General features: G+C 66.3%; 21 protein-coding genes. 8 read left to right on the top strand and 13 right to left on the bottom strand.

The window, feature by feature from the left end:
* Positions 1–105 precede the first annotated feature (105 nt).
* From BI344_RS03370 to dapC, 9 genes are all read right to left on the bottom strand, one after another.
* Complete coding sequence (locus BI344_RS03370) at positions 106–444, bottom strand: zinc ribbon domain-containing protein YjdM (RefSeq protein ID WP_071111523.1); 339 nt, start codon at positions 442–444, stop codon at positions 106–108.
* 79 nt (positions 445–523) lie between these two features.
* Entirely contained in the window at positions 524–1,351 is an 828-nt protein-coding gene (locus tag BI344_RS03365) for an MlaA family lipoprotein (protein WP_071111522.1), read from the bottom strand.
* Between the two features lies 1 nt (position 1,352).
* Positions 1,353–1,640, bottom strand: a complete 288-nt coding sequence (locus BI344_RS03360; RefSeq protein ID WP_071111521.1) for an STAS domain-containing protein — start codon at positions 1,638–1,640, stop codon at positions 1,353–1,355.
* Positions 1,640–2,272 (bottom strand): MlaC/ttg2D family ABC transporter substrate-binding protein, encoded by a 633-nt coding sequence (locus BI344_RS03355; RefSeq protein ID WP_071111520.1) that lies wholly within the window; start codon positions 2,270–2,272, stop codon positions 1,640–1,642. The genes BI344_RS03360 and BI344_RS03355 overlap by 1 nt, the downstream gene beginning before the upstream one ends.
* Before the next feature lie 94 nt (positions 2,273–2,366).
* Positions 2,367–2,834 (bottom strand): outer membrane lipid asymmetry maintenance protein MlaD, encoded by a 468-nt coding sequence (mlaD, locus tag BI344_RS03350; RefSeq protein ID WP_071111519.1) that lies wholly within the window; start codon positions 2,832–2,834, stop codon positions 2,367–2,369.
* 12 nt (positions 2,835–2,846) lie between these two features.
* Positions 2,847–3,632: a lipid asymmetry maintenance ABC transporter permease subunit MlaE gene (mlaE, locus tag BI344_RS03345; protein WP_071111518.1), complete on the bottom strand. Its 786-nt coding sequence runs from the start codon at positions 3,630–3,632 to the stop codon at positions 2,847–2,849.
* Complete coding sequence (locus BI344_RS03340; RefSeq protein ID WP_071111517.1) at positions 3,625–4,443, bottom strand: ABC transporter ATP-binding protein; 819 nt, start codon at positions 4,441–4,443, stop codon at positions 3,625–3,627. Before BI344_RS03340 ends, mlaE begins: the two co-directional genes overlap by 8 nt.
* Positions 4,444–4,771: 328 nt before the next feature.
* Entirely contained in the window at positions 4,772–5,593 is an 822-nt protein-coding gene (gene dapD / locus BI344_RS03335) for a 2,3,4,5-tetrahydropyridine-2,6-dicarboxylate N-succinyltransferase (RefSeq protein ID WP_071111516.1), read from the bottom strand.
* A gap of 66 nt (positions 5,594–5,659) precedes the next feature.
* On the bottom strand, positions 5,660–6,865 hold the full coding sequence (gene dapC / locus BI344_RS03330; RefSeq protein WP_071111515.1) for a succinyldiaminopimelate transaminase: 1,206 nt from the start codon (positions 6,863–6,865) through the stop codon (positions 5,660–5,662).
* Positions 6,866–6,915: 50 nt separating this feature from the next.
* Here dapC and BI344_RS03325 point away from each other — a divergent pair, with 50 nt between their 5' ends.
* From BI344_RS03325 to BI344_RS03315, 3 genes are read left to right on the top strand one after another with little or no spacing between them, the layout of a single operon-like run.
* Positions 6,916–7,821 (top strand): DMT family transporter, encoded by a 906-nt coding sequence (locus tag BI344_RS03325; RefSeq protein ID WP_071111514.1) that lies wholly within the window; start codon positions 6,916–6,918, stop codon positions 7,819–7,821.
* A 53-nt stretch (positions 7,822–7,874) separates the two neighbouring features.
* Complete coding sequence (locus BI344_RS03320) at positions 7,875–8,384, top strand: GNAT family N-acetyltransferase (RefSeq protein WP_071111513.1); 510 nt, start codon at positions 7,875–7,877, stop codon at positions 8,382–8,384.
* 48 nt (positions 8,385–8,432) lie between these two features.
* A complete protein-coding gene (locus BI344_RS03315; RefSeq protein ID WP_071111512.1) occupies positions 8,433–8,705 on the top strand; it encodes a hypothetical protein in 273 nt (90 codons plus the stop codon).
* A gap of 158 nt (positions 8,706–8,863) precedes the next feature.
* On the opposite strand, the gene BI344_RS03310 is transcribed toward BI344_RS03315, so the two are convergent.
* Both BI344_RS03310 and BI344_RS03305 read right to left on the bottom strand, forming a co-directional pair.
* A complete protein-coding gene (locus BI344_RS03310; protein ID WP_083338630.1) occupies positions 8,864–9,076 on the bottom strand; it encodes a SlyX family protein in 213 nt (70 codons plus the stop codon).
* Positions 9,077–9,085: 9 nt separating this feature from the next.
* A complete protein-coding gene (locus tag BI344_RS03305; RefSeq protein ID WP_071111511.1) occupies positions 9,086–10,399 on the bottom strand; it encodes a Na+/H+ antiporter family protein in 1,314 nt (437 codons plus the stop codon).
* Between the two features lie 187 nt (positions 10,400–10,586).
* Between BI344_RS03305 and BI344_RS03300 the strand changes: the two genes are divergently transcribed.
* From BI344_RS03300 to BI344_RS03295, 3 genes are all read left to right on the top strand, one after another.
* The gene (locus tag BI344_RS03300) at positions 10,587–10,904 is read left to right on the top strand and encodes a DUF2325 domain-containing protein (protein WP_241499245.1); all 318 of its coding nucleotides are present in this window, start codon (positions 10,587–10,589) and stop codon (positions 10,902–10,904) included.
* Positions 10,901–11,038, top strand: a complete 138-nt coding sequence (locus BI344_RS24285) for a hypothetical protein (RefSeq protein WP_158020696.1) — start codon at positions 10,901–10,903, stop codon at positions 11,036–11,038. Before BI344_RS03300 ends, BI344_RS24285 begins: the two co-directional genes overlap by 4 nt.
* A 149-nt stretch (positions 11,039–11,187) precedes the next feature.
* Positions 11,188–11,583, top strand: coding sequence for an acyl-CoA thioesterase (locus tag BI344_RS03295; protein ID WP_071111509.1), 396 nt, complete (start codon positions 11,188–11,190; stop codon positions 11,581–11,583).
* Between the two features lies 1 nt (position 11,584).
* Here the strand turns inward: BI344_RS03295 and BI344_RS03290 are convergent, their stop codons facing one another.
* Positions 11,585–12,307 carry an ArsR/SmtB family transcription factor gene (locus BI344_RS03290; RefSeq protein ID WP_193430950.1) on the bottom strand — a complete coding sequence of 241 codons (723 nt, stop codon included), beginning with the start codon at positions 12,305–12,307 and terminating at the stop codon, positions 11,585–11,587.
* Between the two features lie 178 nt (positions 12,308–12,485).
* Between BI344_RS03290 and BI344_RS03285 the strand changes: the two genes are divergently transcribed.
* Together BI344_RS03285 and BI344_RS03280 are read left to right on the top strand one after the other, a co-directional pair.
* A complete protein-coding gene (locus BI344_RS03285) occupies positions 12,486–13,586 on the top strand; it encodes a cytochrome P450 (protein WP_071111508.1) in 1,101 nt (366 codons plus the stop codon).
* Positions 13,583–13,930, top strand: coding sequence for an antibiotic biosynthesis monooxygenase family protein (locus BI344_RS03280; protein WP_071111507.1), 348 nt, complete (start codon positions 13,583–13,585; stop codon positions 13,928–13,930). Before BI344_RS03285 ends, BI344_RS03280 begins: the two co-directional genes overlap by 4 nt.
* Here the strand turns inward: BI344_RS03280 and BI344_RS03275 are convergent.
* Entirely contained in the window at positions 13,922–14,698 is a 777-nt protein-coding gene (locus BI344_RS03275; protein WP_071111506.1) for a class I SAM-dependent methyltransferase, read from the bottom strand. The two genes, BI344_RS03280 and BI344_RS03275, sit on opposite strands and share 9 nt — an antisense overlap.
* Positions 14,699–14,719 lie beyond the last annotated feature (21 nt).

The following is a 14,719-nucleotide window of genomic DNA, read 5'->3' as shown; positions in this document are numbered from 1 at the left end:
AGATAGCCATCAAGGCCCTGGCCGAAGCGCAGCAAACCCGGATGCGCGGCGGGCGGTGCCAGGCGCTGTACGCACAGCCCGCCGCGGCGGATGGGCGAAGGCCGGTCAGGCCTTCTTGACGAATTCCGACTTCAGGCCCATTGCGCCGATGCCGTCTATCTTGCAGTCGATGTCGTGGTCGCCGTCGACCAGGCGGATGTTCTTCACCTTGGTGCCGACCTTGACCACCAGCGACGATCCTTTCACCTTCAGATCTTTGATCACGGTGACGCTGTCGCCGTCCTGCAGCAGGTTGCCGACGGCGTCGCGCACCACGCGGGTCTCCTCCTCGACGGCGGCGGCCGAGCCGGACCATTCGTGCGCGCATTCCGGGCAGACCAGCATTTCGCCGTCTTGATAGGTGTATTCCGATCCGCATTGCGGACAGGGGGGAAACTGGCTCATGGCGATTCCTGACAGATAAAAAAGAAAGGCTGCCGTCTATCCGGACGGCAGCGATTGGGTTCCGCCCGCGCCGCAGGCTTTACTGCGGGGTGGAGGCCGGCTTGTCCGCCTGGGCGGCGGCGGGCGCCGAACTGTCGCGGCTGCGGGCCGCCGGCGCGGAGCTGTCGCTCTTGCCGCCTGGTCCCGGCGAATCCATCAGTTCGTCCAGATTGAGGCTGTCGGCCGGCTGGGTCGGGTCTGGCTGGCCCAGCTGCTTGGCGCGCAGCTGCATGTAGACATCGCGGGTGTAGCTGTAGCGATCCACCGCGGCGGTGTCCAGCAGGTTGTCCACGCCAAGGTACTTGGCGCGGGTGTTGACGCCGTACAGGGTGTAGAAGGCGATGGCTTCGTTGCCGTTGTGGTAGATCAGCCGCTCGGGACCGGGGCCGGCCAGCGAGGCGGCCAGACCGGTGCTGTCGCGCACGGTGGACGGGCCGAAGAAGGGCAGCACGAAATAGTTGCTGCTCTTCCAACCCCAGGTGGCCAGGGTGTCGCCCAGCGTGGTCTTGTTGTTCTTCAGGCCCGCCTGGTCGGCGATGTCGATCAGGCCGAACAGGCCGAAACCGGTGTTGATCGCCACGCGCATGAAGTCGTTGGCGGCTTTTTCCGGCTCGGCGCGCAGCAGGTTGAAGGCAAAGCTGTAGACGTCCTTCAGGTTGTCGAAGAAGTTGCCGACGCCGGTGCGCACCGGCGAGGGCACTACTTTCTGGTAGCCCTTGGCCAACGGCTGCAGCACCCATTGGTCGGCGGTGTCGTTGACTTTGAACACCGTGCGGTTGTAAGGCTCGTACGGATCGTACGGGGCGGCCGGGTTGCTGGCGCAGCCAGCCAGCAGCAGGATGGCGACTAGAGGCAGGATGCGGCGCATTTCACTCTCCGGCGGATAGCAGGGGGGCCAGATTGTACAGGCCGGCCAGGGTGGCGAGGTCCGCCGGCATGCCGGCGAAGGTCAGCGGATGGCCGGCCGCGGCCGCGGCGCGGCGCGCCTGCAGCAGCAGCGCCAGCGCCGAGGAGTCGGCCGACGCGATGCCGGACAGTTCCAGCCGCAGCGGCCCGCGCGCGGCCAGCTCGGCGAGCGGCCGCGCCAGCGCGGCGCTGCTGGCCATGTCGATGCGCCCGCTGAGGCTGGCCTCGCCGGGGGCGGTGGTTTTCAGCATCAGCCCTTGCCCTTGCCGGCCGGCGCTGCGGCGACCGGCGCCGCGTTCTTGTCCTGCAGCAGCTTGATCAGGCCGTCCACGCCGGTTTTCTGGATTTCTTCGTTGAAGCTGTTGCGGTAGACGGTGACCAGGCTGGCGCCTTCGACGCTGACGTTGTAAATCTTCCAGCCCTTGTCGCCCTTGTACATCACGTAGTCGACCGATACCGGATTGGTGTTGCCCGGCAGGGTGACGCTGGACTTGACGGTGGCGTCGCGGCCATTGGCGGCGACCACCGGGTTGGGCTTCACGTCGACCTGGGCGGTTTTGAAGCGGGTCATGGTGGTGGAGTAGGTGCGCACCAGCAGGGTTTGGAATTGCTGGGTCAGCTGACTGCGCTGCTCCGGGGTGGCCTGGCGCCAGCCCAGGCCGACCGCCAGCGCGGTCATGCGCGGGAAGTCGAACAGCGGCACCGCCGCGGCTTCCGCCTGCTGGCGGACCTGCCGGGTATTCTTGCCGTTGTCCTGCTTCAGGATGTCCAGCACCTGGCGCGAACCGTCCTTGACGATTTCAACCGGGGAATCGCCGGCGGCGATGGCCTGGGCGGACGACAGGCCGACAATGAGACAGAACAGGGTAAACAGTTTTTTCATTTTCGATATTCCATGTTTCACAGTTCATGCGGCACCCAGCGGCGGCAGGCGCCTGCCGCTGAGTATCCGCGTTGAGGGTTGCCCTTTTGCGACGCTATTTGCTTGCGTCTTTGCCGGAAAATCCGGTCATGAATTTGCCGATCAATTGTTCCAGCACCATGGCCGACGAGGTGATGGTGATGGTGCCGCCGGCCGCCAGCGTGGTTTCCGAACCGCCCTGCTGCAGGCCGATGTATTGCTCGCCCAAGAGGCCGGAGGTCAGGATCGAGGCGCTGGTGTCGTCGGACAGCTGGTAGGCCTTGTCGACGCTCAGCGTCACACGGGCGCGGAAGGTCTTGGGGTCCAGCCGGATGTCGGTGACGCGGCCGACCAGCACGCCGGCCTCTTTCACTGGCGCTTTCACCTTCAGGCCGCCGACGTTGTCGAAATCGGCGTACAGCACATAGCTTTGCGCGGCGCTTTGCGGCGTCAGGTTGGCCACCTTCAGCGACAGGAAGGTGACGGCGGCGATGCCCAGCGCGACAAAAATGCCGACCCACAAATCAATGGTAGAGCGTTTCATTCGGTTTTTTTCCTAGAACATTAAGGCGGTCAACACGAAGTCCAGCGCCAGGATCACCAGCGCCGAGGTAACCACGGTGCGGGTGGTGGCCGCGGACACGCCGGCGGCAGTCGGCGTGGCGTCGTAGCCTTCGAATACGGCGATCAGGGTGACGGCCACGCCGAAGCACAGGCTCTTGATCAGGCCGTTGACCACGTCGTAATGTAGATCGACGTTGCCCTGCATCTGCGACCAGAAGGTGCCGGCGTCCAGGCCTATCATCACCACTCCCACCAGATAGCCGCCGAAAATGCCGACGACGTTGAATAGCGCGGCCAGGATGGGCATGGAGATCACGCCGGCCCAGAAGCGCGGCGCGATCACGCGGGCCATCGGATTGACCGCCATCACGCTCATCGCGTCCAGCTGCTCGGTGGTTTTCATCAGGCCGATCTCGGCGGTCATCGCGCTGCCGGCGCGGCTGGCGAACAATAGCGCCGCCAGCACCGGGCCCAGCTCGCGCAGCAGCGACAGCGCCACCATCGCGCCCAGCGCGTCGGCCGAGCCGAACTTGGCCAGCGTGGTGTAGCCCTGCAGGCCCAGCACCATGCCGACGAACAGGCCGGACACCACGATGATGATCAGCGACATCACGCCGGCGAAGTAGATCTCGCGTATGGTCAGCTGCAGCCTGAGCAGGCTCTGGCCGCTATTGAGCAGGATGGCCACCAGGAAGCGGCTGGCGAAACCCAGCCGCCACACCGCGTTGATGGTGACGTGGCCCAGGCGGCGCAGCGGCGAAGTGAGGAAATCAAGCATGCGCGCCTCCTTGCAGCCCCAGGTCGGCGGCCAGCGTGCTGGCGGCCGGGAAATTGAAATGCACCGGGCCGTCGGCCTCGCCGTTGACGAACTGCCGCACCCACGGCGAATCCGAGCCGCGCACCTCGTCCGGGGTGCCCTGGGCGATGATCTGGCCGCCGGCGACAAATAGCACGTGGTCGACGATCTCCAGCGACTTGTGCACGTCGTGGGTCACCATCACCGCGGTGGTGCCCAGCGCGTCGTTGAGCTTCTTGATCAGCAGCGCGATCACGCCCAGCGAGATCGGGTCCAGGCCGGTGAAGGGCTCGTCGTACAGCATCAGCTGCGGGTCGAGCGCGATGGCGCGCGCCAGCGCCACCCGCCGCGCCATGCCGCCGGACAGCTCGGCCGGCATCAGCTTCTGGGTGCCGCGCAGTCCCACCGCCTCCAGTTTCATGGTGACGAGGTCCTTTACCATGCTGTCGGGCAGCTTGGTGTGTTCGCGCAGCGGGAAGGCGACGTTGTCCTCGACGTTGAGGTCGGTGAACAGCGCGCCGAACTGGAACAGCATGCCCATGCGGCGGCGGTGCTGGTACAGCTCGGCATGGCTCATCCTGGCGATGTCGCGGCCGTCTATCAGCACCGCGCCCGACTGCGGGCGGATCTGGCCGGAAATCAGCCGCAGCAGCGTGGTCTTGCCGCTGCCGCTGCCGCCCATGATGGCCACCAGCTTGCCGCGCGGCACGCTGAGGCTGAGGTCTTTCAGAATAGGGCGGTCGCCGTAGGCGAAGCTGACGTTCCTGAATTCTATGAAATGGTCTGAGGACACGAAAGTTCCAAACTGCTTGCAAGAGGAGTTCTGTTGAGACTCCGGTGAGACGGCGAAATTCACGCGAGCTTCACTGCCGCGGCAGAGCGGGGCCGCCGCATGGGTGAGGAAGGGCCGCCACTCTGCGGTGCCGGGCAGGCAGCTTGCCGGTGGCGTGCTATCCAGTCTCGAATAGCTGGATTTTATAGCGTTGCGGCCGCGCCGCCAAATCTGGCTATGTTACTGAGTGCAAATTTGCCGCATTGAAATGCTTTTGTCTTGACTTGTGAAGTCAAGAGGCTTGTCGCAAAAGCTGCGCCGGCGGGGCCCGGCGCAGCCCGCCGGGTGCTTACACGCCGCGCAGCAACTCGTTGATGCTGGTCTTGCTGCGGGTTTGCGCGTCGACTTTCTTGACGATCACCGCGCAGTACAGGCTGTGGCTGCCGTCCTTGGACGGCAGATTGCCGGACACCACCACCGAGCCCGGCGGGATGCGGCCGTAGCTGACTTCGCCGGTTTCGCGGTCGTAGATCTTGGTGGACTGGCCGATGTAGACGCCCATCGAGATCACCGAGCCTTCGCCGACGATCACGCCTTCCACCACTTCCGAGCGCGCGCCGATGAAGCAGTTGTCCTCGATGATGGTCGGGTTGGCTTGCAGCGGCTCCAGCACGCCGCCGATGCCGACGCCGCCGGACAGATGCACGTTCTTGCCGATCTGGGCGCAGGAGCCGACAGTGGCCCAGGTGTCCACCATGGTGCCTTCGTCGACATAGGCGCCGATGTTGACGTAGGACGGCATCAGCACGGTGTTCTTGGCGATGAAGCTGCCCTTGCGCGCCACCGCGCCCGGCACCACGCGGAAGCCCGCTTCCTGGAAGCGAGCCTGGTTCCAGTCGGCGAACTTGGTGTCCACCTTGTCGAAGTAGCGGTTGACGCCGTCGTCCTGCACCGCGTTGTCGCGGATGCGGAAGGACAGCAGCACCGCCTTCTTCACCCACTGGTTCACCACCCAGTCGGCGCCCTGCTTCTCGGCGACGCGCAGGTGGCCGTTGTCCAGCTCGGCGACGACCTGGTCGATGGCGGCCTTCAGCTCCGGCGATACGGTGGCGGGAGTGATTTCGGCGCGGTTTTCGAATGCCTGTTCGATCAGGCTTTGGATCGGATGCATCTGGTTCAGTCCTTTGGCAAGGTGTATCGGGGTATTCATTTATCTCTGTCTGCGGATGTTAAGCGTTTATGCCAGCGTGGCGGCAGGATGGGTCTGGCAGAATTCTACAATCCTTTGCGTGGCGGCCGCGCATTCCTCTTGTCCGGCCACCAGCGCGATGCGCACATAGCCCCGGCCCGGATTGCCGCCGTGGGCGTCGCGGGCCAGGAAGCTGCCCGGCAGCACCGTTACGTGCTGCTGGGCGAACAGCGCTCGGGCGAAGGCGACGTCGTCGCCGCCAGGCACTTGCGTCCACAGGTAGAAGCCGGCGTCGGGCCGCGCCACCTTCAGCGCCGGCGACAGCAGCGGCAGCGCTGCGTCGAACTTGGCGGCATAGGCTGCCCGGTTGGATTCGACATGGGCCTCGTCGTTCCAGGCGGCGATGCTGGCGGCCTGCACCGTCAAACTCATCGCGCTGCCGTGGTAGGTGCGGTAGAGCAGGAATTTTTCCAGGATGGCGGCGTCGCCGGCGACGAAGCCGGAACGCATGCCTGGCACGTTGGAGCGCTTGGACAGGCTGGTCAGCATCACCAGCCGCGCGAGGCTCCGGCCCAGCTGGCGCGCGGCGGACAAGCCGCCCAGCGGGGGCTCGCCGAAATGGATTTCCGAATAGCACTCGTCGCTGGCGATGACGAAGCCGTATTGATCGGACAGCGCGAACAGCTTTTTCCAGTCGGCCAGGTTCATCACCGCGCCGGTGGGATTGCCGGGGCTGCAGACGATCACCAGTTGGGTTCGGCGCCAGACGGACTCCGGCACGCTGTCCCAGTCGGGCTGGAAGCGGCGCGCCGCGTCGCAGTTCAGGTAGTAGGGCTCGGCGCCGGCCAGCAGTGCCGCGCCCTCGTAAATCTGGTAAAACGGATTGGGGGAGATCACTACCGGCGGCTCGATGCCGCTGGCGTCCACCAGGCACTGTGTCAGCGCAAACAGCGCCTCGCGGCTGCCGTTGACCGGCAGCACCTCGCGCGCCGGATCGAGCTTCACGCCGTAGCGGCGCTCGGCCCAGCCGGCGCAGGCCTGGCGCAGCGCCGGCGAGCCCTGCGTCGCCGGGTAGCCGGACAGGCCGTCCAGGCTGGCGCACAGCGCGTCCTTTACCAGCTGCGGCGCCGGATGTTTGGGCTCTCCCATCGCCAGGCTGATGTGGGGCAGGCCGGCGGGCGGCGCGGCGTCGGCCAGCAAGGCGGCTAGGCGTTGGAACGGGTAGGGGTGCAACTGGGCCAGGCGTGGGTTCACCGGACATCTCCAAAAATCGGCACGGGCAATCGACCATCTTAAGAACAGCCATGACACCTGTAAAACAAAAATTTGTCGCCACTTCCGGCATCCTCACCACCGCGCTGGTGTGGGGGCTGATGTGGTATCCATTCCGCAGCCTCAACAACCAGGGCGTCAGCGTGGCGATGGCCTCGCTGGCCAGCTATCTGGTCACAATCGCGCTGGGCCTGACAGTGTTCTTCAAGCTCTATCGCCGCCAGTTCCGTTTCGAGCCGGTGCTGGTGCTGCTGACGCTGGTGTTCGGCTGGTGCAATTTCAGCTATACGTTGGCGGTGGCGGAGGGGCAGGTGATGCGGGTGTTGCTGCTGTTCTACCTGTCGCCGCTGTGGACGGTGCTGCTGTCGCGGCTGATGCTGAACGAGCGGCTGACCCGCAGCGGCTGGCTGGTGGTGGGGCTGTCGCTGCTGGGCTGCTTCATCTTCATATACCATCCGGGGCTGTTCGCCGGCGAACTGCCGTTGAGCCACCGCTACGAATGGCTGGCCTTGTCCGGCGGCATGGCCTTCGCCTTCGGCAATGTGGTCAGCCGCAAGGCGCACGCGATACCGGTGCCGGTGAAGTCGGCGTCGATCTGGTTCGGCGTGGCGCTGATCGGCGCGGTCAGCCTGCTGCACAGCGGCGAGATGGGCAAGATGCTGACCATTCCGCTGGACAGCTGGCTGGTGCTGGCCATCCTGGGGGTGGTGCTGATGTGCACCAGCGTGGTATCGCAGCATGGCCTGTCCATCCTGCCGGCCACCCAGGCGATGACGCTGATGCTGATGGAGCTGGTGTTCGCCGCTGTGTCCGCCTACCTGTTGGCCGGCGAGGCAATGACGCTGCGCGAATGGCTGGGCGGGGCGCTGATCGCCAGCGCCAGTCTGCTGTCCGGCCAGATGACGCAGCCGGCGAGTAAGCCGCAGCCGACGCCGTAACCATCGTTTTCTCGAGGCGCGCTCGCCGCGCCGCCAAACCATCAGGAAGCAAGATGCAGATCAGAGCGATGCAGCCGCAGGATTTCGCGGCGTTCTGGCCGGTGTTCCACGCGATTGTCGCCGCGCGGGAAACCTATGCCTACGAGCCGGACCTCAGCCTGGAGCAGGCGCGGCGGCTGTGGTGCGAGGTGCCGCTGGAAACCTGGGTGGCGGAGGAGCAGGGACAGTTGCTGGGCAGCTATTTCCTGAAAGCCAACGCCGCCGGCCCCGGCGGCCATGTCGGCAACTGCGGCTATATGGTGGCGCCGGCGGCGCGCGGCAAGGGCGTGGCGCGGCTGATGTGCGAGCACTCGCAACAGCGGGCGCGGGCGCGCGGCTTTCTGGCGCTGCAGTTCAACAGCGTGGTGGCGAGCAACGCGGCGGCGGTGGCCTTGTGGCAGAAGCTGGGCTTCGACATCGTCGGCCGCCTGCCGCGCGCCTACCTCCACGCGTCGCTAGGCCTAGTGGACTGCCTGGTGATGTACAAATGGCTGGGAGAGTCGGCCAGGCCTGAGAGGGCGTAGTGGATGCGGCGGGATGGCGCGCAAGAATATTGAGGCGCAGGTGTCGCGGTGCAAGCCGTGGACCAGTCGAGTGAAGAGGCCGACATGGTTGTAACCCTTGGCCAGACCGGTAGCCGGAGTACGTCGGTCAAACTTAAGGCCGGTATCAAGGCGCTGGCCTATCGGGAAAACAGTGTCGCATCATGGCAGGGCGTGGCGTTATCCCCAAGGCTTGTCGGGCAAAGGCAAGGCGTGGTGCTGTGGGGCCGGGTTCGTCCGGCGCAATGGCATTGGCAGCGGGCTTTTGCCTATGATGGCGATTTCGAGATCCGGATAGGTTGACGCTTGATAACGGTGTCAGCTTGCATCTGACGCGTGTGCGATAGGTGTTTCGCTTGCGCTGCTCATCGGGGGAGCGGGCTGAGAGGTCGCTCAGCCGCGGTCGCCAAGTTGCGGCCGGATGACGCGGGCGAAGCCCCGCGGCGGGGTGGCGGCCATCCTCAGTAGTGCGGCGGAATCTCGTCGCGCAGTCCGGCGCCGTCGTCCGGCTGGTTGCTGCGCAATTGCTGGTACAGCAGCCGCATCTGCTGCTGCAACAGCTCCATTTCCTTTTGCTGCCGCGCCACGGTGGCGTTCAGCGCGTCCAGCAGCTCGTCCTGGAAGGCCAGCTTCACTTCCAGTTCGGCCAGGCGGGTGTCGATTTCGGTATTCATGCGCCTATTCTACAACACCATCGCCGCAATCCAGCCGGCGGCCATCAAGGGCAGGTTGAAATGCAGGAAGGTGGGAATCACCGTGTCGCGGATATGGTCGTGCTGGCCGTCCAGATTCAACCCGGAAGTCGGCCCCATGGTGGAGTCGGACGCCGGCGAGCCGGCGTCGCCCAAGGCGCCCGCGGTGCCGATGATGGACACCGTCGCCAGCGGCGAGAAGCCCAGGTGCGCGCATAGCGGCACGTAGATGGCGGTGAGGATGGGCACGGTGGAGAACGACGAGCCTATGCCCAACGTCACCGTCATGCCTATCGCCAGCATCGCCAGCGCGGCCAGCGGCCGCTGGCCTTCGAACAGCGCCGCGCCGGTCTGGACCAAGGGCGCGATCTGGCCGGTGGCGCGCAGCACTTCGGCAAAGCCTTGCGAAGTGATCATGGTGAAGCCCACCATCGCCATCATCTTCATGCCCTCGTTGAACACGCCGTCGGCGTCCCTCCATTTCACCACGCCGGTGGCGAGGAACAGCAGGAAGCCGGCCAGCGCGCCCATGATCATCGATCCGGTGTACAACTGCACCGAGAACGCCGCGACGATGGCGGCCAGCGCGGTGGCCAGCGACTTGGGGCTGACGCGGGCGCGGGTGCGTTCGGCGTTTTCTATCTTGCCCAGCGAATACTGGCGCGGCTTGCGGTAGCTCGCCAGCACCGCGCACAGCAGCCCCGCCAGCATGCCCAGCGCCGGAATCGCCATCGCATGCATCACGTTGACGCCGCGAATGTCCATGCCGGCCTTAGCGGCATTGCCCAGCAGGATCTGTTTCAGGTAGATGTCGCCAAAACCCACCGGGAACACCATATACGGCGTCACCAGGCCGAAGGTGATCACGCAGGCCACCAGCCGGCGGTCCAGCTTCAGCCGCGCCATCACATACAACAGCGGCGGAATCAGCATCGGGATGAAGGCGATGTGGATCGGCACCAGGTTCTGGCTGGCGACGCTTACGCCGCCCAGCAGCAGGATCAGCGTCCACTTCAGCCGGCCGTGGCCGCTGCTGTGCTCCAGCCGCTTGACGGCGATGTCGGCCATCGCGTGCGGCAGGCCGGATTTGGCTATGGCGACGGCGAAGGCGCCCAATAGCGCGTAGGACAGCGCCACCGCGGCGCCGCCGGTGATGCCGTTGTTGAAGGCGGCCAGGGTGGCGGACAGCGATAGGCCGCCGGCGAGGCCGCCGATCAGGGCGCCCAGCAGCAGGCTGATGACGACGTGGGTGCGCAACAGCGCCAGGGTGAGCATGGCGCCCACGGCAAGGACAACGGCATTCATTTGTATAGACAAATCAGTAACTTATGCGCGGCGGCGCGGGGCGGCAGGGTAACGGGTTTTGTCCGCGCTGTCGAGTTCGGCGGGAAAGAGGCGGTCTTTATATATCAAAAAGAGATAGTATTAAAATTTCATATTACTAGAGGAAATTAGAAGCCGGCTTTACAGTCAAGTCATCACCTGAATCCGTGTGACACGGCAAGGAGGCAAGATGGAGGCGCTGCTGGTAGGAGCTGACAGTCTGGGCAATATTCCGCAAGTGCTGCAACAGTACAACATCCGCATCGGCCGCCATATCTGCGGCCGCAACGTCGCGCACCAACGCAAGACGCCGCTGCCGGGGAGGCCGGACGTGCTGATCCTCTTGACCGACTTTCTCGGCCACAACGTGATGCGGCATTACCGCGACAGCGCCGCGGCGCTCGGGATTCCGGTGTTGGCCTGCCGCCGCTCCGCCACCGCGGTGGAGCAGCGGCTGCGGCACCATGGCTGGAGCCGAAACGCATGATCTTTTCCGGCAATGAAAACTGGCTGGCCTGGCAGCTGAAGCAGACGCCGCAGCAGGCGCTGCCGCGGGTGGAGTGGCTGAAGGTCAATCATAGTCCCGAGCCGGCCAAACCGCCGGCGCCTCCGGCCCGCTGATTCACGCTTGCCGCGCGCGCGTCTTCCCGGCGCGCCAGCTGGCCCATCGCCCGCCATTCTGCGAAAATCCCCGCCGCTTTACTCGTCCAAATAACCGCCGTCCGCCGTGGACGGCGGTTTCTTTCCCTCACCAGCACAGGATGCGTCAGATGTCGGTTTTTTCCGTTGAATTCAAGGTGCGCGATTACGAATGCGATATGCAGGGCATCGTCAACAACGGCGTGTACTTCAATTATCTGGAGCATGCCCGCCACGAGTTTTTGCTGGCAAAGGGCGTCGATTTCGCCCAGTTGGCGCGCGATGGCGTCAATCTGGTGGTGGTGCGCTCGGAGATGGACTACAAGGCTTCGCTGACCAGCGGCGACCGCTTCGTCGTCACCGTGGCGTTCGAGGCGGTATCGCGGGTGCGCTTCGGCTTCCGCCAGCGGGTGGTCCGCCTGGCGGACGACAAGGTGGTGCTGGAGGGGCTGGTGATCGGCACCGCCATCAACGAACGCGGGCGGCCGGCGATTCCGGACACCTTCGTCGAGCGGCTGGCCGGCTGAGTCAGCCGGCGATATCCTGCGGCCGCAAGCCCCATTGCCGCCGCAAAAAATCATAGCCGGCCGGGCTGACGCGCAGCGCGCGGCCATTCTGGCGCCGCTCCACCCAGCCGCGCTGCAGGAAGGCGCGGCATAGCGCGGCGCCCAGCTGCCCGGCCAGGTGGGGCCGGCGCTCGCTCCAGTCCAGGCAGGCGCGCACCAGCGGTCGCCGCGATCCGCCGGACTCCGCCGCCTCCACGCCAAGTTCCCCGGCGAACCATTGCCGCCCGCGCGCGGTCAGCTCGAATTCCCTTTGTTCATTCAGCAGCAGCAGCGCGTCCGCCTGCATCGCGTCGGCCATGGCGATCCCCAGCCGGCCGGCCAGGTGGTCATAGCAGGTGCGCGCCAGCCGCAATTCCGGCGCCACCCGGCTGGCGATCGCCGGCCGCGCCAGGTCGTGGCCATGGGCGGCGGCGCTCAGCGCCTCTATCGCCTGGGCGATGGCGGAGTCCGCCAGCAGGTAGTAGCGGTGGCGGCCATGCTGCTCCACCTTGACCATGCCGCCGTGCAACAGCTTGGCCAGATGGTTGCTGGCGGCCTGCGGCGACAGGCCGGCGTGTTGCGCCAGCTCGGAGGCCGGGAAGCTTCTGCCGTCCAGCATCAGCAGCAGCATGCGGGCGCGGCCGGGATCGGCCAGCAGGCTGGCCAGGCGGCTGATGTCGGGCAGGGCGGAATGGTCGGCGGTCATGATTCACTCCAGCGTGAAACATCGAGGAGGATGGCTGGCTACGATAACGGCATCTTCAGGACAAGCCAAGGAGTTTTGCCATGCGGACCTATCTGCACACCGATTTGCTGAGCGAGTCTCAGCTGCCGTTCCGCCGCGGTCTGGCGCCGGAGCGGCGCCAGTCTTGGGGAGGCGCGGCATGAGCGCCTGGCCCCAACACGCGCTGGCCGCCGCCAGCCATCCCGATCCTTATCCTTATTATCGCGATCTGGCGCGGCGGGGCTGGTGTTACGACGCGGAGCGGCGGATGTGGCTGGCGGCATCGTCCGACGCCGCCCAGGCGGTGCTGTCCAGTCCGGCCTGCCGGGTGCGGCCGCCTGAGGCGCCGGTGCCGCCGGCATTGGCAGATAGCGGGCTGGGAGAGGTATTCGGCCGCTGGCTGAGAATGTGCGAGGCGCCGGCCCATCCGTCCTTGCGCGCCGCTGTGCAGGCGAGCCTGACGGGTTTGCCGCTGAATGGCGTGCGCGACCGCGCCTTTTCCTTGGCCGGCCGCTATCAGGCGGGGAGGCCGGTCGACGGCGCGGCGCTGGATGGCCTGACGGCGTATCTGCCGGTGGCGACGTTGGCGGCGCTGCTTGGCTGGCCTGGCGGGCAGCTGCAAGCGCTTGCGGCGCGGATCGGCATGCTGGCGCGGGCGCTGGCCGCCGATGCCGGCGGCGACGCCTTGCGGAACGGCGAGGCGGCTTGCGCAGATGTGCTGGACGGGCTGCGGGCTTTGCCCGCGCCGGACGGCAGCTGGCTGCGGCAATGGCGGCGGCAGTTCGCCGAATTGGACGAGGCGGCGTTGCAAGCCAATCTGCTGGGCGTGCTGTTCCAGAGCCTGGATGCGACCGCCGGCTTGTTGTCCGCCGGCATTGCCTGGCGTTGTCAGGAACGGTGGGATTGGCGCGACGACGCGCAATGGCGGCGGCGCTTGCAGCGCGATCCGGTGCTACACAATACCCGTCGTTTCGTCGAGGCGGATGTGGCGCTGGCCGGCCAGGAACTGCGGGCCGGCGATCAGGTGCTGGTTTTGCTGGCCGCCGCCGCGCAGGACCCGGCGGGGCCGGGCGAGGCGATGGACTTCGGCTGCGGCCGGCATGCCTGTCCCGGCGAGGCGCTGGCTTTGGCCATCGCCAGGGGCGCGCTGGACGCGTTGGAGGAGAGTCGTCCGGATTGGCGTAGCCTGGGCGGCGGCATCACGTTTCGCAGCCTGCCCAATGTCAGAGTGCGCCGCTTCGGCGCGGGAGAGAGAACATGATCGCAGTGATTTTCGAGGCTACGCCGGCGGCAGACGGCCGCGATGGCTATCTGCAATGGGCGGCGCGCCTGGGGGAACAGCTGGCGCAGATGGATGGTTTTGTCTCCATTGAGCGTTTCCAGAGCCTGGCCCGGCCCGATACGTTGCTGTCCTTGTCGTTCTGGCGCGATGAGGAGGCGGTGGCGGCCTGGCGCAATCTGGAATCGCACCGCATGGCGCAGGCCGCGGGACGGGAGAGGCTGTTCGCCGGCTACCGGCTGCGGGTGGCGGCGGTGTTGCGCGACTATGGCATGAACGAGCGGGAGCAAGCGCCGGCCGACAGTGGCGCCGCGCACTCAGCCTGAGGCCAGCGCCTTGATCACGTAGAGGTCGAAGCGGGTGGACTTGCCGTCCAGCACCGCCGACGGCTTGACGCCGGCGATGGCCGCGCCCAGGCGCGGCCGCTTCACCACCACCCTTACCTTGGCGGCGGCGATGGCTGCCGTCAGCAGTTCGGAACTGTCCATATCGTCGCCGATGACATGCTGGAAAGCCTGCATGTCCTTCTTGGCCGCTGCGGATTTCTTGTCGGTGTCCGGGAACATCGGGTCGACAAACACCACGTCCGGCCGCTCGGCTTCCGCCAGCGAGCCCAGCCAGGCGATGGAGCTGGCATGCACCAGCGTCATCCGCGCGGCGATGTCGCGGGTGGCGTCGTCGCGCAGGGCGCGTTCCAGCGCGTCGGCCAGCAGTGCCGCCGCCGCTGGCGAGCGCTCCACCATCGTCACCCGGCAGCCCAGCGTGGCTAGCACGAAGCTATCGCGGCCGAGTCCGGCGGTGGCGTCGACCACCGAGGGCAGGTCCTTGGCGCCCTTCAGGCCCACCGCCTTGGCCACTGGTTGGCCGCGGCCGCCGCCCTGTTCGCGGCGGTGGCGCGCCGCGCCCTCGACGAATTCCGCATATACCGCGCCGTGCTTGCCGGTGGTGACCAGCTCCAGCCGCTCCGGCCCCAGTTCCAGCCAGTAGCCAGTGGCCGGACGCTGGCGGATCAGGAGGAGGTCGAAGCGCTCGGCCAGACGGCGGGCGGCATCGATGCGGGCGGGTTCGGCGCAGTACAGCGGGGTGGCGGTCATCGGCATTCCTTGAAAACTGTT

Origin of the sequence: Chromobacterium sphagni (assembly GCF_001855555.1) — a bacterium.
Lineage (GTDB): Bacteria > Pseudomonadota > Gammaproteobacteria > Burkholderiales > Chromobacteriaceae > Chromobacterium > Chromobacterium sphagni.
Note: the sequence above shows the minus strand (reverse complement) of the source record. Positions and strands in the feature narration are given on the sequence as shown.